Annotated in this window: 7 protein-coding genes; 4 read left to right on the forward strand and 3 right to left on the reverse strand. The window is 65.0% G+C overall.

The genetic code is table 11. The annotated features are described in order from the left end of the window. The first annotated feature begins 54 nt into the window (after nt 1–54). Nucleotides 55–936, forward strand: a complete 882-nt coding sequence (locus tag H6717_06785) for a tetratricopeptide repeat protein (GenBank protein MCB9576717.1) — start codon at nt 55–57, stop codon at nt 934–936. A gap of 155 nt (nt 937–1,091) precedes the next feature. After that, nucleotides 1,092–12,383 carry a tetratricopeptide repeat protein gene (locus H6717_06790; protein ID MCB9576718.1) on the forward strand — a complete coding sequence of 3,764 codons (11,292 nt, stop codon included), beginning with the start codon at nt 1,092–1,094 and terminating at the stop codon, nt 12,381–12,383. A 40-nt stretch (nt 12,384–12,423) separates the two neighbouring features. Here the strand turns inward: H6717_06790 and H6717_06795 are convergent, their stop codons facing one another. Further along, a complete protein-coding gene (locus H6717_06795) occupies nt 12,424–13,161 on the reverse strand; it encodes a hypothetical protein (protein ID MCB9576719.1) in 738 nt (245 codons plus the stop codon). 92 nt (nt 13,162–13,253) lie between these two features. Here H6717_06795 and H6717_06800 point away from each other — a divergent pair, with 92 nt between their 5' ends. Then, nucleotides 13,254–14,546, forward strand: coding sequence for a sigma 54-dependent Fis family transcriptional regulator (locus H6717_06800; GenBank protein MCB9576720.1), 1,293 nt, complete (start codon nt 13,254–13,256; stop codon nt 14,544–14,546). Between the two features lie 46 nt (nt 14,547–14,592). Here the strand turns inward: H6717_06800 and H6717_06805 are convergent, their stop codons facing one another. Both H6717_06805 and H6717_06810 read right to left on the reverse strand, forming a co-directional pair. Beyond that, entirely contained in the window at nt 14,593–15,726 is a 1,134-nt protein-coding gene (locus H6717_06805) for a hypothetical protein (protein ID MCB9576721.1), read from the reverse strand. An 81-nt stretch (nt 15,727–15,807) separates the two neighbouring features. Next, on the reverse strand, nt 15,808–16,821 hold the full coding sequence (locus H6717_06810) for a hypothetical protein (GenBank protein ID MCB9576722.1): 1,014 nt from the start codon (nt 16,819–16,821) through the stop codon (nt 15,808–15,810). 208 nt (nt 16,822–17,029) lie between these two features. Here H6717_06810 and H6717_06815 point away from each other — a divergent pair, with 208 nt between their 5' ends. Beyond that, nucleotides 17,030–18,682, forward strand: coding sequence for an N-acetylmuramoyl-L-alanine amidase (locus H6717_06815; GenBank protein MCB9576723.1), 1,653 nt, complete (start codon nt 17,030–17,032; stop codon nt 18,680–18,682). The last annotated feature ends 60 nt before the right edge of the window (nt 18,683–18,742 follow it).

Here is an 18,742-nt window from a genome sequence, read left to right on the forward strand (position 1 = left end):
GGTGAGCTCACGATGAAACTGCGCATCGCAACGAAGGCCGCCGTGCTGGCCATCATGCTTTCCGGTGCCGTTCTCGGCTGCAGCCGCGACCACATCGAAGCGATCAATCTGGCCAACGAGGGCGACAAGTCGCTCAAGGTGAACGTCGAAGGCGCCATTCAAAAGTACGAGCAAGCCATCCAGCTGGATCCCACCAATCACCGGATCCTCTGGAAGCTCGCCAAGGCCTACGAGAAGAAAGAAGACTGGGACAAGATGGCCTCGACGTTGTCCCGCGCGGTGCAAGTGGCGCCCGACTTCGCAAACTACTGGTTCAAGCGTGGCTATGCGTTGGTACGCCAAGCGCAAAACGGAAACCCGGACGCCTACGAGGAAGCGAAGGAGCCGCTTCAAAAGTGCATCGAGAAGGATCCGAACTACGCGGAGTGTTACCACTTCCTCGGGGAATCCGATCTGTGGACGAATGACGAGCAGGGCGCCTTGGACAACTACACCAAGGCGATCGAGCACGATCCCACCACGGCGTACTTCTACCCATCCTTGGCGGAGCTTCTCATCACCCTGAAGTTCTACAAGGAAGCGGAGGCGGTCCTGAAGGAAGGAACGCGCATCATTCCGCCTGGCGAGAAGACGAACAACCAGCTCTACGGGATGTACATCCTCCGCTTCGAGGTCGCACAGGCGAGGGACGACAAGACCGAAATGGTCGCCGCCATGGAAAAGGCACAGGAAGTTGCCGGCGACGAACACCCGGAGATTTCCTTCAACTTGGGCAGCACCTACGCCGTGATGGACCCGCCGCAGAAGGAGAAGGCGAACCGCTTGCTCAAGTCGTTCGTCAAGCGCGCGTGTCGTTCGGCAAACGCGGCCAAGTTCAAGGAACAATGCGAGACCGCGAACACGCTCATTCAGAAGCTCGGCGGCAGTGTCAACTGACACCGTGAGACTGCTACGCGAGTCGAGAGCGACACTGTCGGTGGCCGTGGTGCGCGCAGCGCCCACGGCTCTTTGCATGAAGACGATGGATGCGAAGCACGCTGCCCGGCGTGCTTTCGCCGAGGCGCCATAGTGCGTCAGTTGCCCGAGGAAGCATGGATCTAGAGCAGCGTCTGAACCACCTTGAGAGCCACCACGACTGGCAGGGGCTGACTGAAGCCCTGGAGCAGAGCATCGTCAGCTCGGAAGACGCCAGCGTTAAGGCCGACCTCCATCTCAGGTTGGGCCGACTGCTCCACACTCGCTTCTTGCAGGGTGTGAAGGCACTCAAGCACTTCCAGGACGCGTACAAGCTGAATCCCGCGTTGGTGGAAGCCTTGGCCGAGGCACGTTTGATCTATTGGGAGCTCGGCAAGCTCAACATGGTCCAGAAGCTGCTGGAGCTGCAGCTGAAGAACACCGAGGACCCCACCGTTGTCGGCGCGTTGTATCGCGAGCTCGGGGACGTGCACTGCGATCTGGGTGACTACGAGCGCGCTGCGGATGCCTATGCCCACGCACTGTCCTCAGCGGATGGCGAGGCCGACGCGGTCGGGCAGCTGCTCGAGGACGTGATGGTTGGCACCGAGGACTGGCAGGAGCGCATCGGTCTGCTCTTGCGCAGCGCACATCAAGCGCAATCTGCCTCGGAAAGGGCCGACTGCTTCCTCCGCGCTGCCCGAATTGCGCGCCGCTATGCCCCCGAAGAGGTGGAGAACATCCTCGCTCAGGCGTACACGTCCGATCCCGAGAGCGTTTCCGCAGCGACTCTGTACGAAGGGTTGCTCGTCGAGTCCGAGCGAACCGAAGCGATTCTCGAACGGCAGCGCGAAGTTCTGGACTCCATCGAAGACCCAAAGGAGCGTGCGAGTGTCGCGTTTCGCTTTGGCGTTCGCTGGGCGCTGCGGCACGGCAATCCGGAGATCGGCGCAGAGCTGCTCGAGCAGGTGGTGGCGCTCGACCCATCCCACGAGGCCGCGTTCAACTTCCTGCGCGACACCTACGGCGCCAAAGGCGGGGACTGGGAGAGGGTGGTGGTGCTTGCCGAGAAGCTTGCGGACTCCGGCGCCTCAGGCTCGGCATATCTCCTGGCGACCGCCGGCAACTTGGTCTGGAAGGAGATGGGCGATCTGATTCGCGCGCGGAGCTTCTTCGAGAAGCTGGCGGCGCTGGACCCAGACCACCCGATCCTCAAGTCTTTCGAGGCGCAGATTGGGGCGTCGCTCTCGGGAGGGACGCGAGAGGTCACACCGGAGCTCGACGTCGCGTCGGAGCCCGAGACTGCTGCGGAGCCCGTAGCAGAGGTGGAAGCGGAGGCCGCAACGCCAGAGACTGCGGACGTCGAACCCGAGGCCGCGCCGGCAGAGGCCGCTCCGCCGGCGCCAGCGGACGAAGCGAAGATTGCTCAGCTCCGAGCGGACCTCGAGGAACAGGAAAGCGCGAAGCGCTACCACGAGTACGTCAAGACGTTGGTCGCACTCGCCGACGAGGTGCCCGACACGGCGGAAAAGGTCGAGCTGTACATGAAGGCGGCCGACCTCTACGTGAATAAGTTCGTCAACCAGGCCGAAGCAGTTCGGACTTACGAGCACATTCTCGAGGTCGATCCGGAGAATCGAGACGCGATCGACTACCTGCGCCAGATGTACGAGAAGCGCCGAGATTGGGAGAAGCTGATTCAGCTGAACACCCAAGAGGCGGAGCGCATGGAGCCCGGGCCAGAGCGGGTGCAGGCGTTCAAGGACATCGCGCAGCTCGCTACGGATCGCGTCAAGAAGCCCGACGTGTGCATCGATCTGTGGTCCGTCGTCTTGCGCAACGATCCGGACGACCTGGACGCGCTCGGGGCGCTGGGCCAGATGTACGAGCGAGCTCGGGACTACGAAAAGCTCGCTGACGTGCTCGAGAAGCAAGCCGAGCTCACCCTCGAGACCAAGGAACGCGTCCAGATCCTCACCAAGCTGGGTCAAGTGACGGGCGACCGTCTGAAGGACGACGCGCGCGCAGCCGAGGCGTACCGGACGCTCTTGACTCTGTCGCCCGACGACCGTCGCGCGCAAGAGCAGCTCAAGAAGCGCTACATCTCGTTGGGGCGATGGGACGACCTCGAGGTTTTCTACGCCGAGAGCGGGAAGTGGGACGAGTTCATCCGCGTCTTGGAGAGTAACGAATCGAGGGCGGACAGCGACGAGCAACGCATCGGCATGCTGATGAAGGTTGCCGAGCTGTGGATGACTCAGAAGGGCAAGCCGGACCGCGCGGCGCGTGCCTACGAAAAGATCCTCAACATCGACGAAAACAGTCTCGACGCGGCAGAACGGCTCATTCCGATCTACGAAAGTGCCAACAACCCGAAGGGCCTGTCCGGCGCCATCGAGGTCAAGCTGGGGCACGTGCAGGATCCGAATGAGCGCCTGCAACTCCTGCGCAGCGTTGCAGAGCTCTACGAGACGCGGATCAACGACAAGCCCAAGGCGTTCGAACGCTATCTCGCGGCGTTCGAGATCGCGACGTCTGACGAGCAGAGCCAGGCGGATTTGGAGCGGGCCGCTCAGCTCACGGGACAGTGGGACGAGGTCGTGACCGCGTACAAGAACGCGATCGCGGCGGCCGACGAGGCCGGTGACGGCTACGGCGCCAACGCTCTACGACTGCGGTTGGGCCGCGTGTTGGTCGAGGAAGTACAGCGTGTGGACGAGGCGTTGACCGAGTACCGCGCGGTGTACGAGAGCGAGCCGGAGAACGGCGTCGCTCTGGAGGCACTCGAGCGGCTGTACCGCGAAACCGAGCGCTGGCGTGACCTGCTGGACGTCTACGGCAAGAAGCGAGAGCTGGCGGCGGACACGGAAGAACGTAAGCAAATTCTTTATGAAATCGCGCGCTTGTACGAGGCTCAGCTGGGGGAGCCGGCGCACGCGATCGAGACCTATCAGGCCGTGTTGGAAGACGATCCCATCGATGGGGTCGCCCTCGAGGCTTTGGACCGTCTCTACCTCGAGACGGAGTCTTGGGAGAGCTACGCCGACGTGCTTCGACGTCGGATCGAGCTCGACGTGGCGGAAGAAGATCTCGTCGATCTCAAGTTCCGTTTGGCGGAGACGCAACGGAAGCACTTGAGCGAGGACGCTGCTGCACTCACGAACTACCGCGAGATCCTGTTCCTGAACCAGGAGCACGAAGGCGCTCGTCAGGCGCTGGAAGGATTGCTGCGGCACGAGACCCTGAGCGCCGAAGCGGCGAGCATTCTCGAAGCCATCTACGAGGTCCGTGAGGACTGGGAGAAGCTGATCGGAGCGCTCGAGATCCTGGCGGCGGCGGACTCCGAGCAGGAGCGCCGGGTTTCGTTGCTTCGAAAGATCGCGTTCGTGGCGGCGAATCAGCTTGGCGCGCTCGATCGCGCGATGGACGCGCAGGCGCGGGCACTCAAGGAGGATCCCTCCTTGGCAGACTCCAGACTCGAGCTGGAGCAACTGGCAGAGGCCGCTGCCGCTTGGGATCGACTCATCGCGATCTACGGAGACATTGCCGCCGGCCTGTCGGATCCGATCTTGGCGCGCGAGTACTGGATGCGGCTCGCCGACATCGAGGAACGCCTCGACAAGATCGCCGAAGCCGCCGAGAGCTACGAGAAGGTCCTGGCCCTGGATCCTTCGGATACCGAGGCGCTTCAGGCGATGGACGCGCTGTATCGGCGCACGGAGCACTGGGAGGAGCTGGTCGGCGTGTTCCGCCGCCGAATCGACCTCACCGTCGATGGCGCCGAGCGGGAAGCGCTCTACTCGCAGATGGCTCAGGTCTACGAGGAGAAGCTGGGCAAGCCCGACGACGCAATCCTCGCATACCGCGAAGTGCTGGGCATCGACCCGGCCAGCCAGCTGGCGCTCAGCGCCTTGGATGGATTGTTCACCCGGCAGAGCATGTGGAACGAGCTGGCGGAGAACTTGGAGACCCAGCTCACGCTGGCCGACACCGAGCTCGGACAGCTGGAGCTGATGCTCCGGCTGGCGGCTCTCCGGCAGTCCCAGATGGGGCAGACGGAAGCGGCGATCGAAGGATACCGACAGGTTCTCGACCGCGATCCGACCAACCAAGCGGCCCTGGAGGCGTTGGAGCAGCTGGGGCGCGAGGCCGAGCACGAGCTCGCGATCGCGGAGATCCTCGAGCCTTTGTATCGCAACCAAGGCGATTTCCAGAAGTTGATCGGCGTGCACGAGGTGCAGGTGCGGCGCGCGGAGGACACGCACCGCCGAGTCGAGCTGCTGCATCAGATCGCCGAGCTGTACGAAGACGCAGCGGGTGACGTGAACGCTGCCTTCGACACGCTGGCGCGCGCGCTCGCGGCGGATCCCTCGCACGAAGGAACGCAGGCTACCCTGGATCGGTTGGCACGCGTCACCGGTCGTTTTCAGGATCTGGCGGGCGTGTTTCAGCAGCTTGCCGAACGCCAAGAGGACGCAGAGCTCGGCAGCCAGCTCTACACCTTTGCTGCTCGGGTTCACGAGAACGACGTTGGTGACATCGACAAGGCAATCGAGCTCTACCGGCAGGTACTGAGCATCGACCCGATGAACTTGCCTGCTGCGGAGTCACTGCAGGCACTGTTCCAATCCACGGAACGCTACGCGGACATGTCGCTCATCCTTCAGCGGAAGGCGACCATCCTCGACTTGGTCGATGATCAGAAGGCCGCTCTGTATCAAGCGGCGGCCTTGGAAGAGGAGCTCCTCGAGCGCAAGGAAAACGCCATTGGCGTCTACCTCAAGATCCTCGAAATAGACCCGGAGGATCTGCGAAGCATCGATGCGCTGATCAATCTCTACCTCGGGCTTTCGCGCTGGGAAGAGCTTCTGGGCGTCTACGGCAAGAAGGCGGATCTCGTCATCGACATCGAGGAAAAGAAGCTCATCTTCTACCAAGTGGGCGCCGTCTTCGAGCGCGAGCTCAGCGACGTCACGCGTGCGATCGACACCTATCAGCGAGTGCTCGAGCTCGATCCGGACGACCTCACGGCTCTTGGCCGACTCGACGTCTTGTACCAAGCCGCGGAAAACTGGCAGGAGCTACTCAGCGTCCTGACCCACGAGGCAGAGCTAACGGCCGACCCCGCGGAGGCCGTGAGCTACCAGTATCGGATCGCGGAGCTGTACGAGAGACACCTCGACGACGTCGAACGCGCCGTCGAGCTGTACCGTGACATCCTCGGGATCATCCCCGATCACGCACCGACGCTCACGGCGCTGGAGGGAATCAAGAACGGCAGCCGGGCGCCAATGGCAGCAGCCAGCGTGCTCGAGCCCGTGTACGACGCGATGGGTGAGTGGGCCCGGCTGATCAGCGTGCTGCAAGTGCAGGCTCAGTTTGCGGACGACGCCTTCCTCAAGGTCGACCTTCTCCATCGCATTGCCCGACTGTACGAGGAGAATCTCGGCGATCACGCGAGCGCGTTCGAGACCTATGCCCGAGCGGTTGCGGAAGACAGCCAGAACGAGGAGTCTCTCGCGTCGCTCGAGCGGCTTGCGATGCTGATCGAGCGCTGGCCCGCCGTCGCGTCCCTCTACGACCAGGAGCTCGAGAAGCTCGCAGAGGAGCCCGAGCGGTTGGTGGAGTTGGGTCTACGCGTAGCCCAGGTTTACGAAGTCCAGCTCGAGGACGTGGACAACGCCGTCGCCCGCTACCGCCGCGTGCTGGAGGCGGATCCCGAAAACCAGAGCGCCGTTCGCGCACTCGATCGGCTCTTCTCGCAAACCGAGCGGTGGCAGGATCTCGCCGAGATCTTGCTGCGTGAGGCGGAGATCGGGCAGAGCCCGGAGGAGATCCTCGAGTTCAAGTATCGGATGGGTCAGGTCTACCAGGTCCGTCTGGGCGACTTGGAGCATGCCATCGATGCGTACCGAGAGGTGCTCGCTGCAGCTCCGGAACACGTGGAGACGCTGTCGGCTTTGGAAGGTCTGTTCGAGACCGGCACCAAGCAGCAGGAAATCGCTGAGATCCTCGAGCCGCTCTACCAGTCCACGGCCGAGTGGGAGAAGTTGATTCGAGTCCGTGAAGCGCAGCTTGCGCACACCACGGACCCCGAGCTCCGGGCGACGATGTACCACCGGATCGCAGAGGACGCGGAGGAGCGACTGCTCGACGCGGTACTCGCCTTCAATGTCTACGTGCGGGCGATCAAAGAAGCCCCGCTGGACGAGCGGACCGGCGACGAGATTGAGCGGCTTGCCGCCATGATCGACGGCGGTTGGGAGCAGCTCGCCAACGCCTATGCTGACGTGCTTAGTCTGGAAGGCGTGGACGTGTCCGTTCAGGCGCTCATCGGCAAGCGTCTCGCGCGGGTCTTCGAAGAGGAGCTCGCCGACGTGGCGAAGGCGGAGGAGACGTACCGCTACGTTCTTACCGTGGCGCCGGGAGAGGCGGATGCGCTCGAGAATCTCGACCGCATCTATAGCTCCCTGGAGCAATGGGGCGAGTTGGCGGGCGTGTTGGAACAGCGCGCCGCCATCGCCGAAGACCAGCTGGAGAAGGTCGAGCTCTATGCTCGCCTCGGTCAGGTCTACGAGGAGCAGCTGGCGCAGGTCCCCGACGCCATCCGCGCCTACCGCGTGATCTTCGACGAGCTCGAGCCCGCGAACGAAGAGGCCATTGCGGCGCTCGGTCGCATTTACGAGCTGACCGAGTCGTGGAGCGAGCTGGACGCGGTCTACCGTCGCGAGCTGGAGAACGCCGTGGGCGACGTGCAGGAGGCGGAAATCCGCGCCAAGATGGCACGTCTCGCCTCCGAACGGCTGGGCAAGACGGAGGAAGCCGTCGAAGGCTGGAAGCGTGTTCTCGATCTACGCGGCGAGGACCCCGAGGCGCTCTGGGCCTTGGCGGGCCTGTACGAGTCTCAGGGCCAGTGGGCGGAGCTCACGGACGTTCTCGAGCGCCATTTCGACATCGCGGACAGCGACGAGGAACGAGTCAACATCCTCACCCGCCGGGCGCGGCTGTTCAAGGAGCAGCTGGGGCGCGACGACGAGGCGCTGGAGACTTGGCAGCGCGTGCTGGACATCGACTTTTCGAACATCGCCGCTTTGCGAGCGATTGCCAACATCTGGCGCGAACGGCAGGACCCGCAGGAGCTGGTGAGCGCCCTGCACGCGACGATTGATCGCGCTGCGGCGCTGCTCGAGGCGGAAGAGCTGAAGAGCATCTACCGGGAGCTGGGCAAGACCTACGGGGAGGTGCTCGAGCAACCGTTCGACGCGTCCGAGGCATGGCGCCACTTGCTGGACGTCGATCCGGCGGACTTCGAGGCGATGGACGAGCTCGAGAAGTCCTACCGCGCCGAGGAGCGCTGGGCGGACGTCGTTGGCGTGAAGATGCAGCGCGCCGAAGCGCTGCCGGAGCCGACCGAGCAAATCCGCGAGCTGCTCGAGGTCACCCAGATCTGGAAGAAAGAGGTCAACGACTACGACGCGGCGACCCCTGCCTTCGAGCGCGTTCTGGGCATCGACCCCACCCACGAGGAGGCCTTCGAGGCCCTCGAACGGCTGCACACCGCCGCGGGGCGTTGGGAGCCGTTGGTGGAGCTGTACCTCAATCGTCTCGAGACGCGAGAAGAGGTCGAGGAGAAGAGCGATCTACTGCGGCGCATCGCACGAGTCTTCGAGGAGCACCTCGACGACAACAACCAGGCGTTTGACGCCCTGGTCAACGCGTTCAGTGAGGACTTCGGCGATGACGAAACCGTGCGCTATCTCGAGCGCATGGCGCAGGCCACGGGTCGCTGGGGCGAGCTGATCAACACGGCCAATGCCTGGCTCCAGGAGCAGGCTGACGACCGCGCCAAGATCCAACTCTGCTTGCGCCTCGGCAAGTGGTACGGCGAGGACCTCGGCCACCCCGAGTACGCCCAGCCTTACTACGCCCAGATCATGCAGCTGGACCCGAACAACGTTCAGGTCCTGCGGCAGATGGCCGCCATCCACCGCATGGGTGCGCAGTGGCAGAAGATGGGCGAGACGCTGACCCGCGCTTTGGACGTCGCGGTGGCGAACGAGGATCGCAAGGCGATCCTCGTCGACCTGGGTGAGTTGCTCCACAAGCACATGGGGCAAGCCGACCAGGGCATCGCCTTCTACAAGCGCGCCCTGGAAGTGGATCCGCTCCACCTGCCGGCGCTCGAAGCGCTGGAGGTGATTTACGACGAACGCTCCAACCATTCCGAGCTCGTACAGATCTTGAACAGCAAGGTTCAGGCGCTGGAGGACTCCGAGCAGATCGCTCAGCACAAGCTCCGTATGGGCGGATTGTACGAGACGGCGCTCGGCGATTTCGAACGCGCCGGCAAGGTCTATCGCGAGGTCTTGGAGCTGGACGGCTCCAACATCTTCGCGCTGCGTGGTCTCGAGCGCATCTACGAAGCCCTGCAAGATTGGCCGGATCTGGTCGAAATCCTCGAACGGCAGCTCGATGTGGTCGAGACCGAGCGGGAGCGTGTCGACGTACTCCTCAAGCTGGCGAACATCCAAGAGGAGCAATTCCTCAAGGCCGATGTAGCCGCCCAACGGCTGGAGCAAGCGCTGGAGATCGATCCGGGGTCCGAGGCCGCCTACGTGGCGTTGGAGCGATGCTATCGCCGGCTCAAGCAGTGGCTCGATCTCATCAACACGTACGAGCGGCACATCAGCGAAGCCGCGGACACTCCGACCAAGATCGAGATCTATGGCTACGTGGCGCAGGTGTACTCCGACGAGGTCGGAGACACCGATCGCTCCATCGACGCCTACCAGAACATCGTCGACCTGGACGAGAACAACATTCCAGCCCTCGAAGCCCTGAGCCGGCTCTACGAGAAGCAGGATGACCCTGCGCGCGCCATCGACGCCATGTCACGGGTGGCGGACCTGACCACTGACGGCAATCAGCGCGTCGAGACGTACTACCGCATCGGCAAGTCACTGGAAGAGAAGTTGGGCGACCGCATGGCGGCCCAGGAGCGTTTCGAGATGGCGCTCGATCTCGACCCGTCTCACCTGCCGTCCCTCGCAGCCCTGCGCACCATCGCCATCGACGAGGCGGACTGGGATCGCGCCGCGCGTTATCTCGAGCAGGAACAGATGAACACGCAAGCGCCGCGGGCGCGGGCGAAGCTTCTGGTCGAGCTCGGCAAGTTGCGCGACGAGATGCTGAACGAGCACGAGCAGGCCGTGTTGGCCTACGAGCTCGCGATGCAGTGCGACGAGGACTGCGAGGAAGCGGCGCTGCCTCTGGTCGAGGAGTACATCCGCGCGGAACGCTGGGCGGAAGCCGAGCCTCTGGCGGAGATGCTCGTTCGCAAGTCGCGTAACCTCGAGCGGCACGAGCAGCACAACCTCTACAAGCTCCTGGGTAAGGTGCACGCGGCCCTTGGCAACGACGACAAGGCGCTCAAGGCGTATCAGACCGCTCACCAGCTGGATCTGACAGATCAGGAGACCATCCGTGGCATCGCGGACGTCGCCTTCAAGGTCGCGGATTGGCCCAGCGCTCTCACCAACTATCAGAAGGTGCTCACCGCGCTCGGCGAGGACGACGTCGACGAGCGCACGGACGTCTACTATCGCCTCGGCTGCATCAAGCGTGAGCAGGGCCAAGCGAAGCAGGCCGTGAACAACTTCGAGAAGGCCCTCGCGCTCAACCCCGAGCACCGGCCGACGCTCGAGGCCCTTGTTGGAATCTACGAGCACGGCAACGACTGGAAGCAGGTCGCAGCCTACAAGCGACAGATCCTCGACAGCGTGCTCGACGGCGAAGAACGCTACGTTCTGCTGAACGAAATCGGCGACTTGTGGGCCGATAGGGAGAACAATCCGCAGAAGGCCATCGAAGCTCTGGAAGAGGCTCTGGAGCTGAAGCCGGACGATCACGTCCTGCTCCACAAGCTGCTGCAGCACTATCAGGCGGCGGGAGAGTGGAACAAGATGGTGGACACTCTCCAGGCCATCGCAGACATCGAAGAGAAGCCCGAGATCAAGTCGCGGTACTTCTACACGATGGCTCAGCTCTATCGCGACAAGATCGAGGACCTCGACCGGGCCGTGGAGCTTTTCAACGAGTGCTTGGATCTGAACCCGAGCTACTTGCAGGCCTTCGAGCGCATCAACAAGGTGCTCACGCAGCAGAAGAACTGGAAGCAGCTCGAGCGCTCTTACCGCAAGATGATTCACCGCATCGCGGGCAAGGGGAACACGGACCTCGAGCACACGCTGTGGCACCAACTCGGTCTCGTCTATCGCGACCGACTGCAGCGGGCGGACGAGGCGATCGAAGCCTTCCGCATGGCTTCCGCCACGAAGCCGGAGGAGATCCTCGAGCACCAGATCCTGGCCGAGTTGTACGAGGTCAACGAGCGCTTCGACGAGGCGATCTCCACCCAACGGTTGATCCTGGAGCGCGACCCGCTGCGGGTGGATCCGTATCGCGCACTCTACCGGCTGTATCTGCAGAAGCACGCCTACGACGAGGCCTGGACGTTGGCCGCCGCCATGGCGTTCATGAAGAAGGCGGACGGGGACGAGCAGCAGTTCTTCGAGGACTACCGCCCGCAGGGCATGCTGCAGGTGAAGGGCCGGCTCTCGAACGAGCACTGGGCGAAGCACCTGTTCCACGCCGACGAGAATCTCTACGTCTCCAAGATCATGGAGTTCATCGCTCCGGCGGCGCTGCGCGCGAAGATCGCGCAGCTCAAGGCACAGGGGAAGGAGCCGGTGCTGGATGCCCGCTTCAAGCAGGATCCGGCGACCAGCACCGTCACCTTTGCCAAGACCTTCGGCTGGGCGGCTCAAGTGCTGGGTATCCCGTCGCCCGCTCTGTACGTTCGAAATGACGTGCCGGGGTCCATCATGCCCGTTGCCGCGGTTCCGCCTGCTTCGGTGGCCGGACAGACGGTGCTGACGGGTTTCTCACCGCAGGAGCTCACGTTCATCTGCGGTAAGCACCTCGCGTACTACCGTGGCGAGCACTACATTCGAACGCTGTTCCCGACCCAAGCGGAGCTCACCATCATGCTCTTCGCGGGCGTGATGATCGCCTCTCCGAGCACGCCCTTGCCGGGCGACATCCAGACCCAGGTGCGGGCGACCGCTCAGGAGTTGGCGCGACACATGGAGCCCGTTCAGCTCGAGGGGTTGCGCATGGTGGTCAAGCGTTTCATCGAGGAAGGCGCCAAGGCCAACATCAAGCGCTGGAACCAGGCCGTGGAGGTCACGGCGTGTCGCGCCGGCTTGTTGGTCTCCGGAGATCTGGAGATCGCGAAGAAGATCATCGCCAGCGAGCCTCAGCTCCCGGGTGACCTATCGCCCCAGGACAAGATGAAAGAGCTGCTCGTGTTCAGCGTGAGCGAGAGCTACGCGGAGCTCCGCAAGACCCTCGGGATCGCCGTCGGCTAGCCAGACGCTCTGCTCCGTCGGGGCGGAGCGTCAGCCGAGCTTACTTGCCGGGCGTGTCGAAGACGACTCGCGCGCCCAGCACGAACTGCCAGTGGTTGGCGGAGCTTCCGAGGTCCCCTGGCGAGCGCGTCATGTAGCGGCCCATGTCGAGCTCCGCCGTGGGGCCAAAGCCGAACTTGTCGAAGGCGTACCAGTCGCCCCCGAGTTGGAGGCGTAGCCACTCGATGCCCGAGTAATCCACCGTGGTCGTTCCGGTGTCGATGCTCGTCATCCGGTAGCCGATCCCGGCGCTCATCCAGGGATCGAAGCGGACCCCTTGAACCAGGTGATAGCGGACAAACGCTCCGAAGGCGGTGCTGCGGGTGGAGCAGTCCGAGCAGTCGTTGCCAGCCCCCAGCATCAGCAGTTGGCCCCACGCTCCGACGACGACGGAGCGGCTCACGCCATAGCCGACGTCGACTCCAACGCCGGGGCCAGACCCGACCGTGTCCCGCTGTGGCACGCCCGCCTCGAGGCTCGCGAAGGGGATCGCCCACAGGGCGGATGCCGCCAACGTGAGGTGTCCGCCTAGCGTGTCGAGCGCGGGCGGAGTGAGCGGTTGCTCCGGAACGTCATCCTCGTCCGGCTCCTCCGTGGGGGTGACCTCTCCAACGGGGGCTTCGGAAGGCTCCACCGGTTCGGTGGTTTCTTCCGTGTCGTCCAGCGGCTCTTGGGCCACGGCCAGCCGCGAGAGGGAGAGCACCAGGGCGGCTGCCAAGGCGGGACGGAAAGAAGGCATGGGCGCTTGTTACCACGCTCGGGACCGGCCGAAACCCCTTCCTTTGGTCGCGGGTGGCAACCGCGTCGAGCATGGGCCGATAGACCCCCACGATGTCGGATTGGGAATGTGAGGCTCCCCCGGACTCCTCGGATTTCGAGGGCGAAACCCTGGAAATGGCATGCCGCCACCCGGCCCGCGGACCGTGGGTCCTCGAGGTCGGTTCGCAACGTGTCGGCAGCGCCTTTCAGCTCGGTCGCGGCGATTCGGTAGTCGTCGGCAGCGGGCGCCTCGCGGACTTCAAGATCGCCGACCGTGCCGTGAGCGCAAAGCACTGCCGCCTGGTGGCTACCGAGGACGGCGTGACCGTGGAGGACCTGAGCTCGAAGAACGGAGTATTCGTGGGTGGGGCGCGAGTGAAGACCGCGTTGCTTCCGGGTCTCGGAGCGACGCTCGTGCTCGGCGGCACGACTTTGGTGCTCCGCGCGGAGCCCGAGGTCGATGGTGTTCCCGACGTGTCCTTGCCAGGTCTCGTGGGAACGTCCGCGGCCATGCGCCGAGTCGCGCAGGTGGTTCGTCGGCACGCGCGCTACCGCGCGCCGATCCTGTTGCAGGGAGAATCCGGAACCGGCAAGGACGTGGTGGCACGGGCGATCCACGGTCTATCGGGCCGATCGGGCGACTACGTTCCCATCAATGTGGCGGCCATTGCCGAGACCCTGGCGGACGCCGAGCTCTTTGGGCATCGCCGCGGAGCCTTCACGGGCGCGGTGGGTTCCCGGGACGGAGCATTTCAGCAAGCACACCGCGGCACACTGTTCTTGGACGAGGTTGCCGAGCTCCCCCACAGCATCCAGGTGAAGCTACTGCGCGTGGTGGAAGACGGCGTCGTGCGACCGTTGGGGGGACGACCCGCGACGGTAGACGTACGCATCGTGTCGGCCTCCTGGGCGGATCTCGCGGAGCGCGTCGGCCAGAGCCGGTTCCGAGGCGATCTGTTCCATCGCTTGAGCGTCGTCGTGATTCGGCTCCCCCCGCTCAGGAATCGCAAGAACGACATTCCCGCACTCGCGGAAGCGTTGCTCGCGCGCTTCGAGCCCGAGGTCGGTCCCCGCACCATTTCCAGCGCCGCCCTCGCGCAGCTGGTTCACGAGGATTGGAGCGGCAACGTTCGCGAGCTAGCGGGCGTGTTGTACCGCGCCGCCGTATCCGCGCACCGAGGCCGCATCGAGGCCGCCGATGTCGAGGTCTCGCTCAGAAGGGACGAGGGGACGCGCCCCGAGCCCATGAGCCCCAGCGCCGCCCGCGCCTTGGTCGACGCCCACGACGGCAACGCTTCCGCGGCGGCGCGCGCAGCCCGGGTGCCGCGCAGTACGTTCCGCGCGTGGCTCGAGAAGTCGGATTAGCAGCGCGTCCAGAAACAACGCCAGTTGTTCCCGGACGGGCCCTGACTCAGAAGCTACCGACCAAGTTGAGGCTGCTCGCGTGGGGCGACGCGACGGGCACGAGCCCCGCGCGGAAGACCTGCGCCTGAGTCGAGTCCTTCGGCTTCTTGCTGTCCACGAAGTAGTAGACGATGGTGCCCCCCGCCGCAGCGCCAGCGACCACGAAGCTGACGATCGAGAGCGTCTTCTGGCTGTCGCCGGAGTCGACGTTGTCCTGATACTTCGTGCAGGCGCCGGAGAAGTCCACACCTTGGTAGAACTGCGGCGGAGTGCAGGGGCCGTTGACGTTCAGCTGGTTCGCCTTGTCGACGATCTGGGTCTTGATGCTGTCGGCGTTGTCGTAGTTCGACTTCGCTGACAGGCCGAAACCGATTCCTCCGGCGAGGCCGAGCACCGTGAGGCCGCCACCGACCCATGCGAGCTTGTTTTCGGCTGCCCACTCGAAGAACGGCTGCCGCTCGTCACCGCTGTCGAACTGCACGGAGCCGCCCGCTCCGCCGCCCGGCCCCGTCGCCGGTCCGGTGGGACCGCCGCCCGGTCCCATCGGGTTCTGGCCGGGGTTCTGCCCCATGGTGTTGCCTGGTCCCGGCACGGGGGTCGGCACCGGGGTCGCTCCGCTGGGACCCGAGAACGAGAGCGTCACCGAGCCGGTCTGCCCTGCGAGCGCAGTGACCGTCGCGGTGGCGACGTTCCCGTCCTTCTTGGCTTCGAGGGTGTGGGAGCCGGGCGTCAGATACACCGCGCCGGGGAGAGGCGAGCGCCCCTCCGAGGTGCCGTCGACGAAGACCTCGGCGCCTTCCACGTCGACAGTCACGTTCATCTCCCCGACGGCAGCCTTGGCCGCGGTGAGGCCCTTCTGGGCCTCGCCGCGTTCTGCGTCGCTGCCCGGCGCTTCGCGCAGGTACTGCGCGAAGTGCTTGGCCGCTTCTGCCTGGTGCTTCGAGCGCAGCTCGCTTTGAGCGAGGTTCAACAGCACCGCCGGATGCTTCTTCAGCGCGTACGCCTGCAGGAACGCTGCGCGCGCCTTTTCGTACTGCTTCTGATCGTAGAATTTCACGCCCTCTTGAAACCGCTCGCGGGCCATCTGGGTCGCGACGTCATCCTGGGCCAGGGCGGGCTCGGACCAAGCGACCACGGACACAGCGGGGGCTGCCGCAGCCAATACCAATGCGAGGATAGGTGCTCGTGAAGTCATGTCGGTATGGAGATGGGAAGGAGTGGATCAGAAAGGAGTTTCGCGGACGATACCCGAAGGCTTGCCAGCCGGCTTGGTGGCGGGCTTCACCACGGGCTTGGTGGTGGGCTTCGGCTTCGGTTTGGGAGCTGCGACGACCGGCGTGGGCTTGGGCTTCTCGGGCTCGGCAGTCTTTTCGGGCTCGGCAGTCTTTTCGGGCTCGGCAGTCTTCTCGGGCTCGGCAGTCTTTTCGGGCTCGGCAGTCTTCTCGGGCTCGGCAGTCTTTTCGGGCTCGGCAGTCTTCTCGGGCGCTGCGGTGGTGGGCTCTTCCGTCTTCGCGGGCACCGCTTCCGTCCGTCCGGAGCTGGTATCCGTCGTGTCGTCCCCCTTGGTGAGGGCGCGGATGCCGACGAACAACAGCACCAACACCGCCACCCCGAGGACGGCTCCGACCACCACCTTGTTGCTCTTGGCAACGGGGGGCGGCAGCACGGGATCGTCGTCTTCGTAGACGGGCGCGGCCTCTTCCACGGGAGCCGGCGTCTTCTTTTGTCGGGCCGGCGCGACAACGGGCGCTTCGGCCGGGACCGGCTCCGGTTCGGCCTTGGCCGCGGCAGGTGGCGCCTTTTCTGCCTCCGGCTCGACCTTCGCCGACTCCGGCGCAGCCGCCTTCTCGGCCGCCGCGGCTTCCTGCTCGGGCGCGGGGGTATCGGCTTTCGGCCCGTCGGTATCGGCTTTCGGCGCGTCGGCCTTTTCCGCCAGGGCCTGCTGCACTTCGGGGGGCGGTGCCACCCCGATCATCGTCTTCTTCGGGACCGACTTGGAGACGGCGGCCACCACCGGCATGGGGGCGATGCTCTCGCTCTTGTCCGGTTCCGGGTCGGGCTTCTTCGCTTCAGCGGCTGGAGCCTCGGCCTTCGCGGGAGCCTCCGTCGGCTTGGGGGGCTCGGCATCGGTCTTTGCGGAAGCTTCCGGCGCCTTCGCCTCGGCCGCGGCTTCGCCGTCACCTTCCCAGAAGGGGGTGAACGAGTCTGCGAGCCGATCGGCTTCGTCGTCACTCACATTTGCGCTCGATGAACGCCCCGTTTCCGAACTATCGGCCATCCTTACCCCGGTGCGCCCGCGCCCTGCGAGCCCCGGAAGGCTAGCACCGGCTCACCACTCGGCGCAACGGCGACAGGCCACGGATCTGGCCGGAAACCGGACGGATTTTCGGATGCCGGGGCCATTATTCGGCCCACTTCGGCATTCGGCGCTAGACCTCGAAACGATGCGCTGGTCGTGCCTGGCCCTGTTGGCCGTCGTGGGTCTCGGGCAGGGCTGCCGGAAGGCGAGCCCGGCGGCCGGCCACGTGGCGCCCGCCACCAGCGCCGTCGAGCTCGGGGTGCTGCCGTCCCGCCCAGAAGCGGTGGCTCACGCGGATCACCTTGCCGTCCAGGGGAGCAAGTCCGGCGGAGAGCGGGGCGCGGCGTTGACGCTGACAGCCGCAGAGCTCCGGGCGCGCCTGTGGCGCTTGGAGGGCAGGGAAGCCGACGCCCTCGAAGCCGTGGAGCTCTACCGCGGGGTGGAGCAATCTGGCGCGCCGAGCGCGTGCGACGCTCGACTCGATCGGGCGTTGTTGGAGGGCGAGCTGCGGGCGGATCCCGCCGAGACCTACCGCGCCGTGTACCAGACTCGCGTCGCCCACCCGAAGACGCCCTGCGCGAAGCGCGCGGGCAACGTGCTCGATGCTCTCGCGGCGTTTCGGCCGTTGCCCAACGTGCTCGCAGAGCTCGAGCGCAAGGTGGGTTCCCCAGACGGGGCGACGAGCGACGGAGGCGCGAGCGCGGCCACCGTGAAGCACGACCCCGCGGGGCCCGTGGTGGTGCCGACGCTGGCGGGTGCCGTCCCCAAGGGACCAGTGCGCATCACCCGCATCGAGAAGTACGGAGCGAAGGACGCTGCCCGCGTCGTGGTGTTCATCAACCAGCCGGCGACCTTCGACGTCGGCTTCATCGGGCGACAGGACGGGCGTGGTCCGCGCCTCTACGTCGACGTCGACAAGGCCAAGTACAAGGGCGCCCTCGAGATGAACGTCGGCGGCTTGGTGGAGCGCGTGCGCATCGGCAAGCACAAGTCGGCGACCCGCGTGGTGCTGGACCTGACGACGGACGTGTACCGCAAGGTGTTCTACCTGCCGGAGCCGTTTCGGCTCGTGATCGACGTGTCCAAGACCCCGCCGCAGCAGCTGGCGCAAGGTGCCGAGGCGTCGCGTACGATTCACCGGGTGGTGCTCGACCCGGGCCACGGGGGCCATGATCCCGGCGCCATTGGACCGAGCGGGCTGCGGGAGAAAGACGTCACCCTCGACATCGCGCACCGCGCGGCGCCGCTGATTGCCCGCGAGCTCGGCGTCGCGACGCTCCTGACGCGCGATTCCGACGACTTCATTCCTCTCGACGAGCGCGCCGCGCGCGCCAATGCCTTCAAGGCGGACCTGTTCGTTTCCATCCACTGCAACGCGAGCGAAGACGAAAATGGTCACGGGGTGATGACTTTCGTCCTCGACGAATCGCGGGACCAAGGGGCGCTCCGGGTGGCGGCCCGGGAAAATGCGGCGTCCCCCGCCGCAGCGGCGGAGCTGGCCAACGCGCTGAGTCAGGTGGCGGACGCGTCGAGTACGGCCCGCTCCGTTCACTTTGCCGAGCTGCTTCAACGCGCCGCTTCCGCGTCACTCCAACCCAAATATCAAAATGTGAGCGATCACGGAGTGAAGCGTGCGGGATTCTACGTGCTCGCGGGGGCGCGCATGCCCGCGGTGTTGTTCGAGACGTCCTTCATCTCGAACCCCGTGGAGGAATCCCGGCTCAACACCGGTGACTACCGGCAGAAGCTCGCCGACTCCGTCGTGAACGCCATCCGCGCCTATCGCGAAGGGCGCTGACTCGGCGGCGCGACGCCGCGCCCATCGCGAAGGGCGCTGACTGGACGCGGTCGTCACGAC

The sequence above is a fragment of the Polyangiaceae bacterium genome (assembly GCA_020633235.1).
Lineage (GTDB): Bacteria > Myxococcota_A > Polyangia > Polyangiales > Polyangiaceae > JACKEA01.